Origin of the sequence: Mycetocola sp. CAN_C7 (assembly GCF_015752285.1) — a bacterium.
GTDB lineage: Bacteria > Actinomycetota > Actinomycetes > Actinomycetales > Microbacteriaceae > Mycetocola_A.
Map to the genome: position 1 here is coordinate 253,059 of NZ_JADOUY010000004.1, position 19,427 is coordinate 272,485.

General features: G+C 65.6%; 19 protein-coding genes and 1 tRNA gene. 11 read left to right on the forward strand and 9 right to left on the reverse strand.

Annotated features, from left to right (window positions below; genetic code table 11):
- Both cysS and rlmB read left to right on the forward strand, forming a co-directional pair.
- Positions 1-1,413: a cysteine--tRNA ligase gene (gene cysS / locus IWX78_RS10590; RefSeq protein WP_442929247.1), complete on the forward strand. Its 1,413-nt coding sequence runs from the start codon at positions 1-3 to the stop codon at positions 1,411-1,413.
- Positions 1,403-2,398, forward strand: coding sequence for a 23S rRNA (guanosine(2251)-2'-O)-methyltransferase RlmB (gene rlmB, locus IWX78_RS10595; RefSeq protein ID WP_196833497.1), 996 nt, complete (start codon positions 1,403-1,405; stop codon positions 2,396-2,398). Before cysS ends, rlmB begins: the two co-directional genes overlap by 11 nt.
- 21 nt (positions 2,399-2,419) lie before the next feature.
- Here rlmB and IWX78_RS10600 read toward each other — a convergent pair whose 3' ends face one another.
- Positions 2,420-3,709, reverse strand: a complete 1,290-nt coding sequence (locus IWX78_RS10600; RefSeq protein ID WP_196833498.1) for a DUF4032 domain-containing protein — start codon at positions 3,707-3,709, stop codon at positions 2,420-2,422.
- Positions 3,710-3,771: 62 nt separating this feature from the next.
- Complete coding sequence (locus tag IWX78_RS10605) at positions 3,772-4,872, reverse strand: ABC transporter ATP-binding protein (protein WP_196833499.1); 1,101 nt, start codon at positions 4,870-4,872, stop codon at positions 3,772-3,774.
- A 275-nt stretch (positions 4,873-5,147) separates the two neighbouring features.
- Between IWX78_RS10605 and IWX78_RS10610 the strand changes: the two genes are divergently transcribed.
- Positions 5,148-6,086: a DsbA family protein gene (locus IWX78_RS10610; RefSeq protein ID WP_196833500.1), complete on the forward strand. Its 939-nt coding sequence runs from the start codon at positions 5,148-5,150 to the stop codon at positions 6,084-6,086.
- 7 nt (positions 6,087-6,093) lie between these two features.
- Here IWX78_RS10610 and IWX78_RS10615 read toward each other — a convergent pair whose 3' ends face one another.
- Complete coding sequence (locus IWX78_RS10615) at positions 6,094-7,431, reverse strand: threonine/serine ThrE exporter family protein (RefSeq protein WP_196833501.1); 1,338 nt, start codon at positions 7,429-7,431, stop codon at positions 6,094-6,096.
- An 82-nt stretch (positions 7,432-7,513) separates the two neighbouring features.
- On the opposite strand from IWX78_RS10615, the gene IWX78_RS10620 reads away from it, so the two are divergent.
- Positions 7,514-7,587, forward strand: a tRNA-Thr gene (locus IWX78_RS10620).
- Between the two features lie 29 nt (positions 7,588-7,616).
- The gene (locus IWX78_RS10625; protein ID WP_196833502.1) at positions 7,617-8,588 is read left to right on the forward strand and encodes a DMT family transporter; all 972 of its coding nucleotides are present in this window, start codon (positions 7,617-7,619) and stop codon (positions 8,586-8,588) included.
- Here the strand turns inward: IWX78_RS10625 and IWX78_RS10630 are convergent.
- Both IWX78_RS10630 and msrB read right to left on the reverse strand, forming a co-directional pair.
- Positions 8,557-9,090: a nitroreductase family protein gene (locus IWX78_RS10630; protein ID WP_196833503.1), complete on the reverse strand. Its 534-nt coding sequence runs from the start codon at positions 9,088-9,090 to the stop codon at positions 8,557-8,559. The genes IWX78_RS10625 and IWX78_RS10630 overlap by 32 nt on opposite strands.
- 7 nt (positions 9,091-9,097) lie before the next feature.
- The gene (msrB, locus tag IWX78_RS10635; protein ID WP_196833504.1) at positions 9,098-9,499 is read right to left on the reverse strand and encodes a peptide-methionine (R)-S-oxide reductase MsrB; all 402 of its coding nucleotides are present in this window, start codon (positions 9,497-9,499) and stop codon (positions 9,098-9,100) included.
- Between the two features lie 212 nt (positions 9,500-9,711).
- Here msrB and IWX78_RS10640 point away from each other — a divergent pair, with 212 nt between their 5' ends.
- From IWX78_RS10640 to groL, 4 genes are all read left to right on the forward strand, one after another.
- Positions 9,712-9,996 carry a DUF3263 domain-containing protein gene (locus IWX78_RS10640; RefSeq protein WP_196833505.1) on the forward strand — a complete coding sequence of 95 codons (285 nt, stop codon included), beginning with the start codon at positions 9,712-9,714 and terminating at the stop codon, positions 9,994-9,996.
- Positions 9,997-10,072: 76 nt separating this feature from the next.
- A complete protein-coding gene (locus IWX78_RS10645) occupies positions 10,073-10,642 on the forward strand; it encodes a LytR C-terminal domain-containing protein (RefSeq protein ID WP_196833506.1) in 570 nt (189 codons plus the stop codon).
- 256 nt (positions 10,643-10,898) lie between these two features.
- Entirely contained in the window at positions 10,899-11,102 is a 204-nt protein-coding gene (locus IWX78_RS10650) for a cold-shock protein (protein WP_196833507.1), read from the forward strand.
- 217 nt (positions 11,103-11,319) lie between these two features.
- On the forward strand, positions 11,320-12,939 hold the full coding sequence (gene groL / locus IWX78_RS10655) for a chaperonin GroEL (protein ID WP_196833508.1): 1,620 nt from the start codon (positions 11,320-11,322) through the stop codon (positions 12,937-12,939).
- Positions 12,940-13,023: 84 nt separating this feature from the next.
- Here the strand turns inward: groL and IWX78_RS10660 are convergent, their stop codons facing one another.
- The 3 genes from IWX78_RS10660 to IWX78_RS10670 form a co-directional block, all read right to left on the reverse strand.
- Positions 13,024-13,314, reverse strand: a complete 291-nt coding sequence (locus IWX78_RS10660) for a WXG100 family type VII secretion target (protein WP_196833509.1) — start codon at positions 13,312-13,314, stop codon at positions 13,024-13,026.
- Between the two features lie 249 nt (positions 13,315-13,563).
- Positions 13,564-15,279 carry a HAMP domain-containing sensor histidine kinase gene (locus tag IWX78_RS10665; RefSeq protein WP_196833510.1) on the reverse strand — a complete coding sequence of 572 codons (1,716 nt, stop codon included), beginning with the start codon at positions 15,277-15,279 and terminating at the stop codon, positions 13,564-13,566.
- Positions 15,280-15,294: 15 nt separating this feature from the next.
- Complete coding sequence (locus IWX78_RS10670; RefSeq protein ID WP_108391630.1) at positions 15,295-15,984, reverse strand: response regulator transcription factor; 690 nt, start codon at positions 15,982-15,984, stop codon at positions 15,295-15,297.
- Between the two features lie 85 nt (positions 15,985-16,069).
- On the opposite strand from IWX78_RS10670, the gene folP reads away from it, so the two are divergent.
- Positions 16,070-16,984: a dihydropteroate synthase gene (gene folP, locus IWX78_RS10675; protein WP_196833511.1), complete on the forward strand. Its 915-nt coding sequence runs from the start codon at positions 16,070-16,072 to the stop codon at positions 16,982-16,984.
- On the forward strand, positions 16,977-17,738 hold the full coding sequence (locus IWX78_RS10680) for a pyrimidine reductase family protein (protein ID WP_196833512.1): 762 nt from the start codon (positions 16,977-16,979) through the stop codon (positions 17,736-17,738). Before folP ends, IWX78_RS10680 begins: the two co-directional genes overlap by 8 nt.
- 19 nt (positions 17,739-17,757) lie before the next feature.
- Here IWX78_RS10680 and IWX78_RS10685 read toward each other — a convergent pair whose 3' ends face one another.
- Positions 17,758-19,398, reverse strand: coding sequence for a DNA repair helicase XPB (locus IWX78_RS10685; protein WP_196833513.1), 1,641 nt, complete (start codon positions 19,396-19,398; stop codon positions 17,758-17,760).
- Positions 19,399-19,427 lie beyond the last annotated feature (29 nt).

Sequence of the window (19,427 nt, forward strand, 5' to 3'; positions counted from 1 at the left end):
ATGCAACTCTATGACTCCCGGGCGCAGGCCCTCCGTGACTTCGTTCCCCTCGTCGACGGCAAGGTCGGGCTCTACGTCTGCGGACCCACGGTTCAGTCCTCTCCGCACATCGGTCACCTGCGTTCAGCGCTCGTCTACGACCAGCTGCGCCGCTGGCTCAACTACTCCGGCTACGACGTCACCCTCGTGCGCAACGTCACGGACATCGACGACAAGGTGCTCGTCAACGCGACCGGCGCTGAAGAGTGGTGGGCGCTCGCGTACCGAACCGAACTGGAGTTCTCAGCCGGATACCGTGCTCTCGGCATCCTTCCCCCGACGTACGAGCCGCGCGCGACGGCGAGCATCCAGCAGATGCATGCCATCATCGACCGACTCCTCGCCAACGGCCACGCCTATGCCGCGGAAGACGGCTCTGGCGACGTGTACTTCGACGTGCGCAGCTGGCCCGCGTACGGCGAGCTGACCAGGCAGAACATCGACAGCATGGAAGCGGCGACGGATGCCGACCCGCGCGGCAAGCGCGACGCTCGCGACTTCGCCCTGTGGAAGGGGCACAAGTCCGACGAGCCGGCTTCCGCGTCGTGGCCGAGCCCCTGGGGAGACGGTCGACCCGGCTGGCACATCGAATGCTCCGCCATGTCGAGCAGGTACCTCGGCGCGGCTTTCGACATCCATGGGGGTGGCCTGGACCTCCGGTTCCCGCATCACGAAAACGAACTGGCTCAGTCCAGCGCGGCAGGAGATCCGTTCGCGAGCTACTGGGTGCACAACGGTCTTGTGAACGTGAACGGCCAGAAGATGTCGAAATCGCTCGGCAACTCGATCTACGCCGCCGATCTGCTCGGTGCAGCGCGGCCGATCGTCGTCCGGTACTACCTGGGGCAGGCGCATTACCGTTCCACCATCGACTACCACGACGGCGCGCTGACCGAGGCCGAGGCCGCGCTCGACCGCATCGAGAGCTTCCTCGACCGGGTGTCCAGGCGCCTCACCGGAACCCGGTTCGCCGGCACAGGAACCGAGCAGATTCCGGATGCCTTCGCCGCCGCAATGAACGACGATCTGTCGATCCCGCAGGCGCTCGGCGTATTGCATGACACAATAAGGCAAGGCAACGCGAGCATCGACAGCGAAGATCTTGCTCGCGCCGCGTCCGCGCAGGGGCAGGTGATCGCCATGACCGAGGTTCTGGGCATCAATCCGCTCTCGGCCGAGTGGTCGCACGGTCAGGACCGTGCCGTCCATGGGGTGCTCGACACCCTCGTCGACCAGCTGCTCGATCAACGCCAGAAAGCCAGGGCGGCCCGCGATTTCGCGGCCGCAGACAGAATCCGCGATCTCTTCACCACTGCGGGTATCACGATTGAAGACACCTCGACAGGTGCACATTGGAGTATTGATGGCCAGTAAGTCACGCCCAGGGGCGGTACGCAAGACCAAGAAGGGCCCGGTGAAGGGCACAGGTGGCCTCGGCCGCAAGTCGCTCGAGGGCAAAGGACCGACGCCGAAGGCCGAAGACCGCACCTATCACGCCGCAGGCAAGCGCAAGATCGCCAAGGATCGGCTCAATCAGGCGCAGGCCAAGACCGGTGCTCGCACCGGAACGGCGCCGGTCGCCGGTCGGAAGCCGAAACAGAAGCAGTCGGATGACAGCGAGATCGTGACCGGTCGCAACTCCGTGCTCGAGGCACTGCGGGCGAAGATCCCCGCGTCCGCCCTGTACATGGCCACCAGGATCGAGTTCGACGACCGGGTGAAGGAGGTCCTGGCGCTCGCCACAGCTCGTGGCCTGCCGATCCTCGAAGTGATGCGCCCGGAACTCGACCGGCTGGCGGGCTTCGACTCGGTGCACCAGGGCCTCGCGCTCAAGGTGCCTCCGTACTCGTACGCCCATCCCACCGAACTGCTCGAGCTGGTCGTCTCGCGCGGCCACAAGCCGCTGTTCGTTGCTCTCGACGGCATCACCGACCCCCGCAACCTCGGCGCCATCATCCGCTCCACGGCCGCATTCGGCGGCCACGGCGTGATCGTTCCTCAGCGCCGTTCGGTCGGACTGACGGCGTCAGCGTGGAAGACCTCGGCCGGCGCAGCAGCACGGACACCCGTCGCCATGGCGACGAACCTGACGCAGACCCTCAAGGCATTCAAGTCGGCCGGTGTGTTCGTGATCGGCCTCGACGGCGACGGCACCACCGACCTGCCGGGCCTTCAGCTGGCTGATCGTCCTGTGGTCATCGTTGTGGGCAGCGAGGGCAAGGGACTGTCGCGTCTGGTCGCCGAAACGTGCGACGCAATCGTGTCGATCCCGATCTCGGCGGCGACAGAATCGCTCAACGCCGGGATCGCGGCATCCGTCACGCTGTACGAGATCTCGAAACTGCGCGCGAAGAAGTAGCCGCTCGACCGCGACCGGGTCTCAGACCCGGTCGCGCCAGTTGGCGTCGTTCCCGTCGGCGACGACGTCTGTGGGCATGGTGATCGAACCCGTCAGGGGCACGATCACCGTGGCCTCGTCACGGCGGTGCCTGAGGATGTCATTGATGTATGAGGTCAGCGCCTCCGAGAGGGGGATGTCACGTGCCTCGCGCTGCGACATGAACCAGCGGTGTTCGAGCAGCTGGTGGAAGACCTCGGCGGGTTCGAGCTTGCCCTTGAGGTCACGGGGGATCGACTTGACGACCGGTTCGAACACCCGGATGAGCCACTCGTGGGCCATCATCTCCTCGTCCATATTCGATTTTCCGAACGTGGCGTTGTAGGAGTCGAGGTCGTTGAGGAGCCTGCGTGCCTGGTTCTCGCCGGCGTCCAGTCCGGTGAGCCGCAGCAGTCGGCGCTGGTGGTGACCGGCGTCGACGACCTTCGGCTGGATCCGCACCTTCGTGCCCCCGGCATCCGTCTTGATCGCGAGCTCTTCGATGTCGAAACCGAGGGCGTTGAGACGGTGCACGCGCTCGTTGATGCGCCAGCGCTCACTGGATGAGAAGGATTCCGCTCCGGTGAGCTCGGCCCAGAGCGAGCGGTAGGCGGCGACGATGCCGTCGGAGAGCTGGATGGGGTCGAGTTCGACGTCGACCCGTCCGCCGGCTTCGAGGTCCATCAGTTCGCCGGCAATGTTGACGCGGGCGATCTCGAGGTCGTTCTCGCGCTGCCCGTTCGACAGGCCACCCTCGTAGAGCTTGCCGGTCTCGGCATCGACGAGGTAGGCAGCGAATGCTCCAGCGTCGCGACGGAAGAGGGTGTTGGAGAGGGAGACGTCTCCCCAGAAGAAACCGGCGATGTGCAGCCGGACGAGGAGCACAGCGAGGGCATCGACAAGCCGTCCGGCGGTGTCTGGACGGAGCTGCTGGGAGAAGAGTGCACGGTAGGGGAGGGAGAACTTCAGGTGCCGGGTGACCAGCACGCTCGGCAGCGGCTCGTTCGAGTCGTCCGCCCGGCCGGTGATGACCGCAACGGGGTCGACGCACGGAATGTCGAGGCGCTGCAGGGTGCGGAGCATGTCGTACTCGCCGCGTGCCATCTCTGACGTCGTCTCCTTGACGGCGACGACGTAGCCGGAGAGGTTGGCGAACCGGACCAGGTGGCGGGAGATGCCCTTGGGCAACGAGGCGATCGTCTCGTTCGGCCAGTTCTCCAGCGGCAGGTCCCAGGGCAGGTCGAGCAGGGCTGGATCGACAGTCGCTGCTGTGATGTTGAGTGAAGCGCTCATGGTGGCTTAAACAGTAGCGCCGGCTGACGGAGGACAAGTCCCCATCAGCCGGCGCGATGCTGTTAGTCGACGGAGACTGCCGCGTTGAGGCGCAGGCCGGACTCGGTGTCGAACAGGTGCACGTGGCGCGGGGTCGGGATCAGGAAGACCTTCTCGCCTGCGTGCGCGTGGAGACGGCCGTCGACACGGGCAACGAGGTCCGTACGCTTGCCGTTCACGTCAGCGTGACCGTAGAGGTAGCCGTCCGCTCCCAGCTCTTCCACGAGGTCGACCTGGACCTCGAGGCCGTTGCCCGGCTCGGTCGAGACTTCGATGTCCTCGGGGCGGACACCGACGGTGACCTGCTTGGCACTGGCCTGACCCATGACGTCACGATCGACCGGAACGACGCGGGCGCCGAACTGGATGCCGCCGTCAGCGACGTCTGCGGTGAGCAGGTTCATCGCAGGCGAGCCGATGAAGCCGGCCACGAAAACGTTCTGCGGCTTCTCGTAGAGGTCACGGGGAGTTCCGACCTGCTGCAGGACGCCGTCCTTGAGCACAGCGATCCGGTCACCCATGGTGAGCGCCTCGGTCTGATCGTGCGTGACGTAGACCGTGGTGACGCCGAGACGACGCTGGAGCGAGGCGATCTGCGTCCTGGTCTGGACGCGGAGCTTGGCGTCGAGGTTCGACAGCGGCTCGTCCATGAGGAACACCTGCGGCTGACGCACGATGGCGCGGCCCATGGCGACGCGCTGACGCTGACCGCCCGAGAGGGCCTTCGGCTTGCGGGTCAGGTACTCCTCGAGGTCGAGCAGCTTGGCGGCCTCGAGCACGCGGGTCGCGCGCTCATCCTTGTTGACTCCGGCGATCTTCAGGGCGAAGCCCATGTTCTCGGCGACGGTCATGTGCGGGTACAGCGCATAGTTCTGGAAGACCATGGCGATGTCGCGGTCCTTCGGCGGCACATCGGTGACGTCGCGGTCACCGATGAGGATGCGGCCGTCGTTGACCTCTTCGAGGCCAGCGAGCATGCGCAGGGACGTGGACTTTCCGCAACCGGACGGGCCAACCAGAACGAGGAACTCGCCGTCGGCGACCTCGAGGCTGAGCTTGTCAACGGCGGCGCGGGTGCCACCGGGGTAGAGCCGGGTGGCGTTGTCGAACGTGACGGATGACATGTTGTATTGCTCCTTCACCGGCAGGTACGTGCCGGACGATCCGAGTGAATGGATACATGCAGTGCGTGCTGCGTTGCATGCGCGCTTCCGTGCTGATGCACGGTCACGATAATCCTCAGTATGCCATGAAGCTCCCGAATGCGGGGTACCGGGCCTGTGTGCGCTCTCGCCGTCCAGCATCCGTTTGGGCATTTCCCAGACTGCGCAACTACGATCGGTGGGTGTTGGGTTCGGCAGGCCGTGCCCGGCTGCCTACCTACCCGAAGCGAGGATTCATGGACAACGGCGGATCGAAGGTTCCTCCGACGAAGAACCAGCGTCGTGAGGCGACTCGGGAGAAAGCGAAGGAACTTCGGGACGCCCAGCGCAAGCGGGAGCGCCGGAACCGGGTCTTTCTCCAAGGTGGAATCGTCGTCGCCGTTCTGGCCGTCATCGCCGGTGTTGCTTTCATCATCACCAGTGCGATCCGCCCACCGACTCCCGGCCCGGCCAACATGGCCAGTGGCGGAATCGTGATTGGCGAGCAGCTCGATGTCGTCGAGAGCCCCGCGTTGGCAGCGGGCGCAGACCCTGTCCCGACGACCATCGATCCGAACGTTCCGAACATCCGGATCTTCGTCGATTACCTGTGCCCCCTCTGTGGACAGTTCGAGGACACTAACGCCGAGCAGCTCGCCACCTGGGCCGACAACGGCACGGCGACCGTCGAATACCACCCCATCGCGATCCTCACAGGCAAGTCCGCGGGCACACAGTTCTCGTTGCGTGCGGCCAATGCGGCTGCGTGCGTGGCGAACTACACGCCGAACAACTTCTTTGCCTTCAACACCCTGATGTTCGAGAACCAGCCGGAAGAGGGCACAGAAGGGCTCTCGGACGAGGAACTGAAGGACATGGTCGCGACAGCGATCGAGACCGACGCAGGAACGGCACCGGCCGGCCCGGCGCAGAGCAGGATCGAAACCTGCATCGATGACGCCACCTACAAGTCCTGGGTCCAGGCGGCGACGGACCGCGCCACGACCGAGGCTGTTCCCAACTCGTCACTCGACAAGGTCAAGGGCACGCCGACCGTTCTCGTCAACGACAAGCAGTACACCGGGTCGATCACCGACGACAAGGAATTCCAGGCGTTCGTGCTCTCGGTTGCGAGTGAGACCTACGCGAAGTCGAGTCCGAGCCCGAGTCCGAGCCCGTCAGCACCGGCCGAGTAGGCCGCAGCTAGATCTTCTCGTCCTGTTTGCGGCTCAGCCGCACCTGGACGCCCATCAGCGGACCGACGAACCGGCGCTGGATGCGACGGGCGGGGCCGAGCGCGTTCTGCACGAGGTACTGACCGAGCAGGGCTCCTGCTGCGAGGGCGACAGCGACCGACGCGGCCTCCAGCATGCTCAGCAGCCCGTCGATGGACCCGTCGCTCAACTCCAGCAGCCCGCGGAACAGGATGAGGCCGGGGACGAGCGGCACGAGGGCCGACACGACGAGCGGCAGCGGGGGAGTGCGCACCACCCGCGATGCGACCGCAGACAGCACTCCGACCACGAGGGCCGCTGCCGCTGCCGCCCAGGCCACGCCGAAACCGGCGGCCTGCGCGGTCGAGAAGACGAGATAGGCGACGATCCCCAGCGCGCTGACCGCCCAGATCGCTCGGGGAGGCACTTCGACGGCGAGGGCGAACCCGACGATGATGACGACGGATGCGGCGAGCAGCAGCGGGATCTCGGCGAGGGTGGGCGCGACATACGGCTCGATGTCGAGAACGAGGCCGAACCGCGCAAGAAGCGTTGTCGCGCCTGCGACCCCAGCAACGAGTCCCCCGGTGATGAGCAACGCCTCGAGCACACGCGCTGTTCCTGTCACGTAGAACCCGGAGAGTACGTCCTGGACGGCACCGAACGACGTCACCCCGGCGAGGAGCATGATGATGGTTGCCACCACGACCAGCGAGGAGTTCGCTGCCGGGTCGATGAAATGGACGATCGCAGCGACAAGCGGACCGATCGCACCGCCGGCGAGCGTCTGGTAGAACACCGAGATCCGGGTCCGCGCGAGCCTGCCGGTGAGGAGGTCGACGACGAAGGTCGCCACGAAAGCAGCGACAATGACGAGCGGCCCGCCACCCAGCAGGAACGCGGCTCCGGTTCCGACAAGGCTCCAGCCGATCCGCCGGACGATGACCGGGTAGATCGGGCGCGCCGCGATGATGGCGTTGACCCGGGCTCGGGCTTCGCCCACCGGGATCGGGTCGTGCAGCAGGTCGTCGATGAGCGTCGACGTGTTCGTCAGCCGGGTGTAATCCAGCGTGCGGTACTTGACGTTCCTGGACCGGGTGATGCTGTCACTCGAGGCGGGATCATCCCAGGAAAGGGTGATCACCGTGTGCGTGACATCGGCTTCGCACCCTTTCAGGCCGTAGGCACGGGTGACGGCGATCATCGTGGCCGTGGCATCCTCGGCACTCGCACCTGAAGCGAAGATCACTTCTCCGCACCGGATGGCCAGGTCGAGAACCGGCCGGCTGAGGTCGATGGATCCGGTCGATGGGGACTGGTCTGGCATGCGTGTCTCTCGTCGGGGTCCGTCAGTCAAGGATGCCATGGCAGATGCATGTGCGAGCGTTCGTTATGCTTGTTGGGTCCATGCCGCCTTAGCTCAGTTGGCCAGAGCAGCGCACTTGTAATGCGCAGGTCGTCGGTTCGAATCCGACAGGCGGCTCTCATGAACGATCTCCACTCTTCAGCCCGATGAACGCCCAGGCATCATCCGGCAGCGTCCCCCCGTGGCTCGCCGTCACTCTCGCAGCGATCTGCGGTGCGCTCGCAGCGGTGCAGACCCGGCTCAACGGGACGCTCGGCGCGACCCTGGGCGACGGATTCGTGGCCGCAGCCATCTCGTTCGGCTCCGGGCTCCTCATTCTCACCGTCGGTCTCGCTGTCGTCAGACGGGGCAGGGTCGGCCTCGCGCTCGTGGGTCGCGCGCTCGCGGCCAGGGAGATGCCGTGGTGGACGGCGCTCGGCGGGTTGTCCGGAGCGTTCCTCGTGCTGTCGCAGGGCATCACCGGGGCGGTTGTTGGCGTCGCCCTGTTCAGCGTCGCGCTCGTGGCAGGTCAGACCGTCTCGGGCCTCGTGCTCGACCGGATCGGTTTCGGCCCGCACGGCGTGGTGGCGGCCAGCTGGACGCGGGTGGCAGGAGCCGCCCTGGCGATCATCGCTGTTCTCTGGTCGGTCTCCGGCCAGATCGGGGGTGACGTCCCGCTCTGGATGCTCGGGATGCCGCTTCTCGCCGGATTCGGGGTCGGCTGGCAGTCGGCGGTCAACGGCCGGGTCAAGGCGGCAGCAGACAGCGCCTTCGCTGCCACCTTCATCAACTTCGTCGTCGGAACGACGGCGCTCGTCACCGTCATGCTCGTGCGGGCGGGATTCGTCGGCTGGCCGGATGGGTTGCCCGCCGAGCCGTTGCTCTATCTCGGCGGTGCGATCGGGTGCATCTTCATCGGTGTGAACGCGTTCCTCGTCTCCCACACCGGTGTGCTGATTCTCGGCCTCGGCACCGTGGCCGGGCAGCTGGTCGGTTCGATCATCATCGACGCCGTCGTTCCCGGTGGAGCCGCTCTCGGGTTCGCGACGATCAGCGGTGCAGCGCTCGCCCTGGCGGCCGTTGCCATCGCGACCCTGCGAGTTCGTCCTACAGCGCCGAGAGGAACTTCTCCGGGTTGATGCGGGGGCGGTGCCCCGGTCGGGCTCCTGCCGGGATTCCGCCGACGTAGAGCCACCCGAGGAGCTGTTCGTTCTTCGCGAGCTTGTGCATCTTCCGAACCGGCTTGGATCGCGTGTGGTGGCCGGTCCGCCAGAGCACCCCCCATCCGGCGTCGTGGAGAAGGAGGCTGAGGACGTGCGCCACACCGGATGCCACGGCCTCCTGCTCCCACGCGGGAACCTTCCCGCTCTTCTTCACCGTCACGACGACGGCGATCAGGAGCGACGCCCTGAGCGGTTTCGTGGAGGGCCTGTCGTCGCCTTCAGCCTTGGCGATGGCCCGGCCGAGCTTGTCGCGGGCTTCGCCGCGCAACTCGATCAGCCGCCAGGGCTGAAGGGCCCCGTGGTCGGCGACGCGGGCCGCCGCCGCGACGAGGGGCAGCAGCTCCTCGTGCGTCGGTGCATCCGCCGTCACCTTCGACCAGGAGCGCCGTCCTGAGACGACGTCGACGAGATTGGACACGTGACCGCTATTCGGCCGGAGCGAAGTTGAGAGCGAGCGAGTTCATGCAGTAACGGTCGCCCGTCGGAGTGCCGAACCCGTCGTCGAACACGTGCCCGAGGTGGGAGTCGCAGGCAGCGCAGCGCACCTCGGTGCGCACCATGCCGAGCGTCGTGTCTTCGATCAGGGTGACGGCCTCGGGCTTGACCGACTCGTAGAAGCTCGGCCAGCCGCAGCCCGAGTCGAACTTCGTGCCGCTCTTGAAGAGCTCCGCCCCGCAAGCCGCACAGGTGTACAGGCCCGAACGGCTCTCGTCGAGGAGTTCACCCGTCCACGGGCGCTCCGTCGCAGCTTCGCGGAGTACCGCATACTGCTCGTTCGACAGTTCCTGGCGCCACTCTTCGTTGCTCTTGTTGACCGGCTGGGTCATCGGTATCACTCCTCATGGATAAGTTTCCTGCGTCTTATCTAACCTGCTTCGCGCCCGTGATGTTCCCCGAGACCCCCGTAACTGGGCAAACACTGTGCGTCGTCAGCCAGGCTTGCCCCGGATCCCGTGCGGTGCAGCGTTTCTCCGGTCGCGTCAGGATTAGTATGGCGACACGGCCATGGGCAGGACCGAGATGTGAACGGTGGTGGACGATGAGCGGAAAGCCGGATGGATCGGCGCACGGGCACGCAGTCCTCGACGAACGGGACCTCGCCATCCTCGATTTCGAGAACCAGTGGTGGCAGCACGCCGGGCTGAAAGAAGAGGCGATTCGTTCCACATTCTCCTTCTCGCCCACCCGGTACTATCAATTGCTGGGCGCTCTCATCGATTCGCCCGCCGCTCTCGTGCACGATCCCCTTCTGGTGAAGCGCCTCCAACGGCTCCGCGACACCCGACAGGCCGCACGGCGGGCGCGAGCGCGGAACGCGGACTGACAGTCAGGATGCCGGCGCCGACGGCACTTCTCAGCACCGCTCAGCACGCAATAGCGAAGGATTTCTCAGCACCGATATGCCACACCACTACGCCAGGGACAGGTTCGACGACGTTCCAGCCGACCTGAAGCGCGTCGGAGCGCACCGCGCACCCCTCCGCCCTGGCCGTCGCTGGATGATCGTCCTCTGGTCGGCTCTCGCTGTCGTCGTTCTCGTCGCCGGCGGCATCCTCGGTCTCAACCTGCTCGGTGACCGGATCGACTTTGTCGATACGTCGACCCCGGTGCCCTCAGCCGCTGAGCCTACCGAGACCCCGACCGCCGCTCCGACGATCGACCCGGACTCCATGGTCACCGTGCTCAACGGAACTGAGACGCGGGGACTGGCCACCGCCGCCATCGAGAAACTCAACGCCGCAGGCTGGACACAGAGCATCACCCCAGGAAGCGCGTCCGCCTCGGATGTGGAGTCGACGACGGTCTACTACGAGGATCCGTCCCAGGAAGGTGCAGCGCGAGGGCTCGCCGAGGCCCTGGGCATCGGGAACATCGGACTGTCGACGCAGTTCCAGATCCCGGTCGGGGAGGGCGAGGAACCCATCCTGCAGCTGACCGTAGTGCTCGGGTCGGACTACGCCGCCCTCTAGCGCGCCCCTGCCCGTCGGCGGTTGAGTGTTTCCGCGGTGTTTCGGCGGTATTGAGGAACGGAAAACTCCCGATTCTGCGGCAGAAACTCCTGTCGGATCAGCCTGTGTGCTCGCTAGTATCTGGAACTGGTCACACATTGTGCTTCACCTCACGGCCCTCCTGGCAGGCGCGGCTCGGCACGATCGCCTGGCAGCGCCACGGCAGACCCGGGTGGGCGATTGCCTGCACGGAGAACACAGCAATTGGGAGTAACACATGGCGAATGGAACCGTGAAGTGGTTCAACGCTGAAAAGGGCTACGGCTTCATCACCGTCGACGGAGATGGGCAGGACGTCTTCGTCCACTACTCCGCCATCGACAGCAGCGGGTACAAGTCGCTCGAGGAGGGCCAGCAGGTCAGCTTCGAGATCGGCACCGGAGCCAAGGGCCCGCAGGCAGAGGCGGTCCGTCCGGCCTGATCCGCACCGATCCTCACCATGCCGTCCGCGTTCAACGCGGGCGGCATGGTGTCGTTCGGATGCGTGGCATCGCCTCCGGGTTCCGCCCCCGGCGTAACCTGCCGCTCTCGGTCGGGTGAGCTTGCACTCGCAGGGGCAGAGTGCCAGAATCGTGTTAGCACTCGCATTCGTTGAGTGCTAACCACGTTCATCACGTCCGGGAGGGACGAAAAACCACATGGCAAAAATCATTGCTTTTGACGAGGAAGCCCGCCGCGGCCTCGAGCGCGGCCTGAACATTCTGGCCGACACCGTCAAGGTCACGCTTGGCCCCCGCGGTCGCAACGTTGTCCTTGAGAAGAAGTGGGGCGCCCCCACGATCACCAACGATGGCGTGTCCATCGCCAAGGAGATCGAACTCGACGACCCCTACGAGAAGATCGGCGCCGAGCTGGTCAAGGAAGTCGCCAAGAAGACGGACGACGTCGCCGGCGACGGAACCACCACCGCTACGGTCCTGGCCCAGGCGCTCGTCCGCGAGGGCCTGCGCAACGTCGCAGCCGGCGCTGACCCCATCTCGCTGAAGCGGGGCATCGAGAAGGCCACTGCGGCCGTCATCGAAGAGCTCATCGCCAACGCGAAAGAGGTCGAGACCAAGGAAGAGATCGCGGCTACGGCCTCCATCTCGGCCGGCGACGCCGAAATCGGCGCGATCATCGCCGAGGCGATCGACAAGGTCGGCAAGGAAGGCGTCGTCACCGTCGAGGAGTCGAACACCTTCGGTACCGAGCTCGAACTGACCGAGGGCATGCGCTTCGACAAGGGATTCCTGTCGGCGTACTTCGTCACGGACCCGGACCGCCAGGAAGCTGTGTTCGAGGACCCCTACGTCCTCATCGCGAACTCGAAGATCTCCAACATCAAGGACCTGCTCCCGATCGTTGACCAGGTCATCCAGTCGGGCAAGCAGCTCCTCATCATCGCCGAGGACGTCGACGGCGAAGCTCTCGCGACTCTCGTCGTCAACAAGATCCGTGGCATCTTCAAGTCGGTCGCCGTCAAGGCTCCCGGCTTCGGCGACCGCCGCAAGGCTCAGCTGCAGGACATCGCGATCCTCACCGGTGGACAGGTCATCTCCGAAGAGGTCGGCCTCAAGCTGGAGAACGTCACCCTGGACCTCCTCGGCCGTGCACGCAAGGTCGTCATCACCAAGGACGAGACCACCATCGTCGAAGGTGCCGGAGACGTCGAGCAGATCGCGGGCCGTGTCGCCCAGATCCGCAAGGAGATCGAGAACACCGACAGCGACTACGACCGTGAGAAGCTGCAGGAACGTCTGGCCAAGCTGGCCGGCGGCGTTGCGGTCATCAAGGCCGGAGCAGCGACCGAGGTCGAGCTCAAGGAGCGCAAGCACCGCATCGAGGACGCTGTCCGTAACGCGAAGGCTGCCGTTGAAGAGGGCATCGTCGCCGGTGGTGGCGTTGCACTCATCCAGGCGGGTAAGACCGCTTTCGAGAAGCTCACCCTCACGGGTGACGAGGCAACCGGCGCGAACATCGTCAAGGTCGCCATCGACGCTCCGCTCAAGCAGATCGCACTGAACGCCGGCCTCGAGCCGGGTGTCGTTGCAGACAAGGTCCGCAACCTGCCCGTCGGACACGGCCTCAACGCCGCGACCGGCGAGTACGTCGACATGCTTGCTGCCGGCATCAACGACCCGGTGAAGGTCACCCGCTCGGCGCTGCTCAACGCATCGTCGATCGCCGGATTGTTCCTCACGACCGAGGCCGTCGTCGCCGACAAGCCGGAGAAGAACCCGGCTCCGGCCGGCGACCCGACCGGTGGCATGGACTTCTAAGTCCGGAACACTCGTTCAGGCAGCGGGGCGTCTCCTTCGGGAGGCGCCTCGCTGTCGTGTGTGGCGGCCGGGCGCGGGGTGCCGTCAGATCCGGAAGAGGTCGGTGTTAGACCGCTCGATCTCCTGGTACTGCGCCCCGGCTCGTTCGAGCGCCGTCGTGATGTGCACAGCGCTCTCCTCGACGCGTCGCTGGGTGACGCGCCAGTCGGCGATCACTCCCTGGAACGCCGCAGACGCCTCACCCGTCCACGACGACTGCAGGTCGGTCAACTGATTCATCATCGCGTTGACCTCACCCTGGATGGTCTCGATCCGGGCCCGGACCGATCCGGTTGCTCCTATGACGGCGTCACTGTCGACCTGGTACCTGGTCATGTTCTCCTCCTCGTGCGGATGCCGGGCGGCACCCGTCGGTCGACGCTACGGCGGGCACCGCCGGGGAGCGCCTGCCTGGCCGGGGTGGGGGAGGGAGGATCACTGCCGCCCCGCTGTTGAGGGCGCTGATGAGGCGCTGGTGAGGGGCGCCAGGAGCCGTCGCTGCTGCTCTGTCACTGAGTTGCTGTCCTGCTCTGTCACTGTGTCGCTCTGTCGCTGGGTTGCTGCGGGCGCGTCACCGGGAAGGCGTCAGATGGTCGGAGCCGACGGTTCGCTGCTGGTGCCGGCGAGCGGCAGGGTGATCCGGAACGTGGCGCCACCGCCAGGCGTCTCTGAGACGCTCACCGTTCCGTTGTGTGCGGCGACGATCGACGACACGATCGCGAGCCCGAGGCCTGAGCCGCCTGTCTCGCGTGTGCGTGAACTGTCTGCGCGCCAGAAGCGCTGGAAGATTTTCTCGCGGATCTGCGGAGGAACCCCGGGTCCGTGGTCGATGACGGCGATCGTCGCCTGCCCGGTCGCGGGATTCGCCGACACACCGATCTCGAGCGGGCTGTCCTGAGGTGTGAAGCGGAGAGCGTTGCCGACGAGGTTGGTGACGACCTGGCGCAGCTTGTTCTCCTCACCGAGAACGATCGCCGGTGTCTGCGGTTTGCTCGCAGGAGTGATCGAGAGGTGCGGGTCGATCCTCACAGTTGATCCGGTGTCTGTGGACTTCTTGGGGCGGCGCTGACGCAGGCGGGCCAAGGTGGCACCCGCGAAGGCGATCGGTCCGGTGGCCGTCGGATCGTCGCTTCCCTGCTGGGGTCTGGTCACACCGGTCGCCGGCGTGGCCGGTTCGGTCGTCGGCTGTTCGGGTGCGGGCCTGGGCGGGTTGTCGACGACCACCCTGACGGTGCGGCCGGGAGATGACGCGTTGGTGTCGAGGGCGGCATCCCGCGCGATGGGGGAGAGGTCGACAGGGGTGAGCACCATGGGCTTCGTCTCGTCGAGCCTGGCCAGTTCGAGAAGGTCCTCGACGAGTCCGCCCATGCGGATCGCTTCTTTCTCGATCCGGTCCATTGCCTGGCTGAGTTGATCGGAGTCCTGAAGCGCACCCATCCGGTACAGCTCGGCGTAGCCGCGCACCGTCACGAGGGGAGTGCGGAGCTCGTGGCTGGCGTCGCCGACGAATCGCCTCATCTGGTCGATGGTGCGCGCGCGGTCGGAGAACGCCTGGTCGATGCGCGCGAGCATGGTGTTGAGGGATCGGTTGAGCCGGCCGACCTCGGTGTTCGGAGTAGCAACCGCGAGCCGCTGGCTGAAGTCGCCGTCGGCGATGGCGGCTGCGGTGTGTTCGACCTCACGCAGCGGATGGAACGTACTCGTGACGAGCAGCCGGGTGAGGAGAGCGCCGATGATGATGACGCCGAGCCCGAGGCCGAAGAAGATGGTGAGGTAGGTGGCGATGATCGTCTCGGTCTCTCGCATCGAGATCGCGACGAGCACCACTCCGATCGAGCCCTGGTGGTCCCACTGGTACGGCACGACGACGGCGTGGTAGGTCGTCTTGCGGTCTGCACTGTGCAGCTCGAAGACATTGTCCTGTTTCACGGCGTCGCTCAGCATGAAGGTCGGGCTGATCACCGGGAGTGTGCGGGTCGGCCGGTCCTGCCAGGTCGCAGCCTCGAACTCACCGTCGGCGTTGTAGATCGCCGTGAAGTAGTCAGATGACAGGTTGTCGCGGACCATGTCGCCGGCGTTGTCGTCCTCGGCTGCGTCGAGGTTGAGGAAGCCTGGCGGCACAGGGGACTGCGCCGCGGCGACGAGATCGGAATCAACCTTGCTGATGAGCGCAGGGCGCAGCATCACCACGGTTCCGACGCCGGCGACGAGCAAGCCGAAGGTCAGGACGAGCACGGTCACGCCGGTGATCTTCGTGCGCAGTGAAATCGCGTTCCACCACTCGGCTACTTGATCGTGCATTTACCCGTATTCGGTCTACGCCTTCGCTGTCTTCAGCATGTAGCCGAATCCGCGCTTGGTCTGGATGAGAGGTTCCGTCGAGAACTGATCCAGCTTGCGTCGCAGGTAGGAGATGTAGCTCTCGACGATGCCGGCGTCCCCGTTGAAGTCGTACTCCCAGACATGGTCGAGGATCTGTGCTTTGCTCAGCACCCGGTTGGGATTGAGCATGAGGTAACGCAGAAGCTTGAACTCGGTGGGACTCAACTCGATCGGCGTCTCACCGACGAGAACCTCATGGGTGTCCTGATCCATGGTGAGTTCGCCCGCGCGGATGACGGCATCCTCATCAGCATGCATTGTGCGCCTGAGGATTGCCTTGATGCGGGCCACGATCTCGTCGAGGCTGAATGGTTTCGTGACGTAATCGTCACCACCGACGGTGAGGCCCATGATCTTGTCTTCGGTGTCGTCTTTTGCGGTGAGGAACAGGATGGGGGCGGTGTACCCGGCGGAACGGAGGCGTTTCGTCACGCCGAACCCGTTCATGTCTGGGAGCATGACGTCGAGGATGATCAGGTCAGGCTCTTCTTCCAGAACGGCCGAGATGGCCTGGGCGCCGTTTCCGACGGCTCGCACGGCAAAGCCGGCGAAACGGAGGCTCGTGGTGAGCAGGTCGCGGATGTTCGGTTCGTCATCGACGATAAGGATGCGTGGTCCAGTCATGTACCCAGTATCTGCGTGTTGGCTGAATTGTTCCTGAACGTCGCCGGTGCACGAGTTGAGGGGAGAGGTGAGGCACGATGGACCTATGACTGACACCGGGTTGCCACGGTCCGCTGAGCGGCTCGCCCTGATGCGCACGATCGGTGCCCACTCGTTCGATTTCTCCCGGCAGGTGGCGGTGATGGCTGTCGTCAATCGCACGCCGGACTCGTTTTACGATCGAGGCAGTACATTCGCGTTCGATGCGGCGGTGGCTGCCGCACTCGCAGCCGTTGATGACGGAGCCGACATCATCGACATCGGAGGCGCCCCGTTCGCGCCCGGACCAGAATTGCCCGTGTCCGACGAGGTGGATCGGGTCGTCCCGGTCATCAGGGCCATTCGCGCAGCATCCGACGTCGTCATCTCTGTCGACACCTTCCAGCCCGAGGTGGCGCGCGGGAGCATCGAGGCGGGCGCCGACCTCATCAACGATACGACGGGGCTCCGTGACCCCGAGATGGCTCGCGTCGTCGCTGACAGTGACGCCTCCATCGTGATCACCCACAGCCTCGCCGAACCACGCACGCCGGTCGCCCGGCCGACGTACGACGACGTCGTCGCCGATGTCGTCGCCTTTCTCAGCAACCGGATCGACGCTGCCGTGAGCTCCGGAATCCCCGCCGCACGCATCCTGATCGACCCGGGCCACGACCTCAACAAGAACACCCTGCATTCGCTTGAACTGACCAGGCGGTTCGGGGAGGTCGCGGCGCTCGGCTACCCGGCGCTCGCCGCGGTCTCGAACAAGGATTTCATCGGCGAGACCCTCGACCGTGACCGGGGCGACCGGGTCGACGGATCGCTGGCTGCTGCTGTCGTCGCCATCATGAATGGCGCACGCATCATCCGCATGCACAACATCCGACCGGCGGTGGATGCCGCCCGCATGACCGAAGCGATCCTCGGCTTCCGCGCTCCCGCCTACCTGCGGCACAACATGGGGGATGCCAATGACTGAGCCTGCCATCCGATCTCTTGTTCCCGGCGGAGGTGATCTCGACGACGGTGCGATCCTCGAGCTCTACACCGTCGCGGACCGCACCGAGCAATGGCTGCGAGTGAACTTCATCTCGAGCGTCGACGGTGCCGCGACCTCCGACGGCTTGTCTGCCGGGCTCGGTTCGGCGGCAGATCTCCGGGTTTTCGACCTGCTGCGCCGGCTGTGCGACGTCGTCGTCGTCGGCGCGGGAACGGTGAGGGCTGAGGGCTACGGCCCGATGCGGCTGGAGTCCTCCGCTGTCGACTGGCGTCGTGCGCACGGCCTGCCTGCCCACCCGGTGTTCGCGATCGTGTCTGCCGGGCTCGACCTCGACCCGGAGTCCCGAATCTTCACCGACGCTCCCGTCCGACCGATCGTCATCACCGTCGAGGGAGCGCCGATCGAGAGGAGAAAAGCGCTCTCCGTCGTGGCCGACGTGCTCATCGCGGGCACATCAGACGTCGACCCCACACGGATGCTCCGCCTGCTGGCGGAGCGCGGACTCGCGCAGGTGCACTGCGAGGGTGGCCCGCGATTTTTCGCCGACCTCGTGCGCGGCGACGCGGTCGACGAGATCTGCCTGACCATCGGCCCGGCACTCGAGGGGCCTGGCGCTCCCCGGATCGTCGCGGGAGCCACAGCAACAGAACGGCGCCCGATGGATCTCGCTCATGTCCTGGAATCCGACGGAACGCTGCTTCTCCGGTACACCCGACCGCACACGAACGCCTGACCTGCAGGCCGGCGACCGCTTACGCGGCGAGGGCGTGCGCGTCGAGGATCGTGTAGCTGTACCCCTGCTCGGCGAGGAACCGCTGACGGTTCTGCGCGAAGTCCTGGTCGACGGTGTCGCGGGCAACGAGCGTGTAGAAGTTCGCACTGAGCCCTGACTCCTTCGGTCGGAGGAGACGACCGAGGCGCTGCGCTTCCTCCTGACGCGAACCGAACGAGCCGGAGACCTGGATAGCCACCGTCGCCTCGGGGAGGTCGACCGAGAAGTTGGCGACCTTCGACACGACGAGGACGGAGATCTCGCCGACCCGGAAGGCCTGGAAGAGTCGTTCACGTTCGTCGACAGCTGTGGCGCCAGTGAGCTTCGGAGCGTTCAGGGCTTCTGCGAGCTCGTCGATCTGGTCGAGGTACTGGCCGATCACGAGGATGCGTTCACCCGGATGCCGCGCGACGAGGTCGCGAACGACTCCGAGCTTGGCGGGAGCGGTCGCTGCGAGCCGATACCGGTCGTCGTCGGATGCCGCGGCGTAGCTGAGCCGGTCGGTCTGTGGGAGGTCGATTCGCACCTCGTAGCAGGAAGCGGGGGAGATGAAACCCTGGGCCTCGATCTCCTTCCACGGCGCGTCGAATCGCTTCGGACCGATGAGGCTGAACACGTCGCCCTCGCGACCGTCTTCGCGCACCAGGGTGGCCGTGAGGCCCAGTCGACGCCTCGCCTGCAGTTCGGCGGTCAGCTTGAACACCGGTGCGGGCAGCAGGTGCACCTCGTCGTAGACCACGAGGCCCCAGTCCATCGCGTCGAGGAGTGCGAGGTGAGCGTACTCGCCTTTGCGGCGTGCGGTGAGGATCTGGTAGGTGGCGATCGTCACCGGCTTCACCTCTTTGAGCTGGCCGGAGTACTCGCCGATCTCGTCTTCGGTGAGGGTGGTGCGGCGCAGGAGTTCATCCCGCCACTGCCTCGCCGAGACGGTGTTCGTCACGAGGATGAGGGTATTCGTCTTGGCGGTCGCCATGGCGCCTGCACCGACGAGGGTCTTGCCAGCACCACAGGGGAGCACGACGACTCCGGAGCCGCCCTCGAAGAAATTGTCGATGGCCTTCTGCTGGTAGTCGCGCAGATGCCAGTCATCCTCGAGCAGGCCGATCTCGTGCGGTGTACCCGGGGTGTACCCGGCGAGGTCCTCGGCCGGCCAGCCGATTTTCACGAGCTCCTGCTTGAGCTGACCGCGCGCCCACGGTTCGACGAGGTAGGAGTCGGGTGTGGGGTGGCCGATAAGAAGAGGGGCGATGCGCTTGGCGTGCGAGATCTCGGTGAGCACCGCTTCGTCGTTGGACTGCAGCACGAGTTCGCCGTCATCGTTGCGTTCGATGATGAGGCGACCGTAGCGCCCGACGGTTTCGGTGATGTCGATGGACACCGTTGGCGGGATCGCGAACTTCGAGTACTTTTCGAGCGTCGCCAGCATGTCGGCCGAATCGTGGCCGGCTGCCCGGGCGTTCCACAAACCCAGCCGGGTGATCCGGTAGGTGTGGATGTGCTCGGGGGCGCGTTCGAGCTCCGCGAAAACGGCGAGGTCGTGCCGGGCGTCCTCGGCGAGGGGGTGCGCGACCTCGAGCAGGACAGTGCGGTCGCTTTGGACGATGAGAGGGCCATCAGACATAGCTAGCCAGCCTAGTCGGGTCGCCTGTG

Coding starts and splice junctions, on each gene's coding strand:
- cysS (WP_442929247.1), top strand. CDS start 1: ATGCAACTCTATGACTCCCGGGCGCAGGCCCTCCGTGACTTCGTTCCC.
- rlmB (WP_196833497.1), top strand. CDS start 1,403: ATGGCCAGTAAGTCACGCCCAGGGGCGGTACGCAAGACCAAGAAGGGC.
- IWX78_RS10600 (WP_196833498.1), bottom strand. CDS start 3,709: ATGAGCGCTTCACTCAACATCACAGCAGCGACTGTCGATCCAGCCCTG.
- IWX78_RS10605 (WP_196833499.1), bottom strand. CDS start 4,872: ATGTCATCCGTCACGTTCGACAACGCCACCCGGCTCTACCCCGGTGGC.
- IWX78_RS10610 (WP_196833500.1), top strand. CDS start 5,148: ATGGACAACGGCGGATCGAAGGTTCCTCCGACGAAGAACCAGCGTCGT.
- IWX78_RS10615 (WP_196833501.1), bottom strand. CDS start 7,431: ATGCCAGACCAGTCCCCATCGACCGGATCCATCGACCTCAGCCGGCCG.
- IWX78_RS10625 (WP_196833502.1), top strand. CDS start 7,617: ATGAACGCCCAGGCATCATCCGGCAGCGTCCCCCCGTGGCTCGCCGTC.
- msrB (WP_196833504.1), bottom strand. CDS start 9,499: ATGACCCAGCCGGTCAACAAGAGCAACGAAGAGTGGCGCCAGGAACTG.
- IWX78_RS10640 (WP_196833505.1), top strand. CDS start 9,712: ATGAGCGGAAAGCCGGATGGATCGGCGCACGGGCACGCAGTCCTCGAC.
- IWX78_RS10645 (WP_196833506.1), top strand. CDS start 10,073: ATGCCACACCACTACGCCAGGGACAGGTTCGACGACGTTCCAGCCGAC.
- IWX78_RS10650 (WP_196833507.1), top strand. CDS start 10,899: ATGGCGAATGGAACCGTGAAGTGGTTCAACGCTGAAAAGGGCTACGGC.
- groL (WP_196833508.1), top strand. CDS start 11,320: ATGGCAAAAATCATTGCTTTTGACGAGGAAGCCCGCCGCGGCCTCGAG.
- IWX78_RS10660 (WP_196833509.1), bottom strand. CDS start 13,314: ATGACCAGGTACCAGGTCGACAGTGACGCCGTCATAGGAGCAACCGGA.
- IWX78_RS10665 (WP_196833510.1), bottom strand. CDS start 15,279: ATGCACGATCAAGTAGCCGAGTGGTGGAACGCGATTTCACTGCGCACG.
- IWX78_RS10670 (WP_108391630.1), bottom strand. CDS start 15,984: ATGACTGGACCACGCATCCTTATCGTCGATGACGAACCGAACATCCGC.
- folP (WP_196833511.1), top strand. CDS start 16,070: ATGACTGACACCGGGTTGCCACGGTCCGCTGAGCGGCTCGCCCTGATG.
- IWX78_RS10680 (WP_196833512.1), top strand. CDS start 16,977: ATGACTGAGCCTGCCATCCGATCTCTTGTTCCCGGCGGAGGTGATCTC.
- IWX78_RS10685 (WP_196833513.1), bottom strand. CDS start 19,398: ATGTCTGATGGCCCTCTCATCGTCCAAAGCGACCGCACTGTCCTGCTC.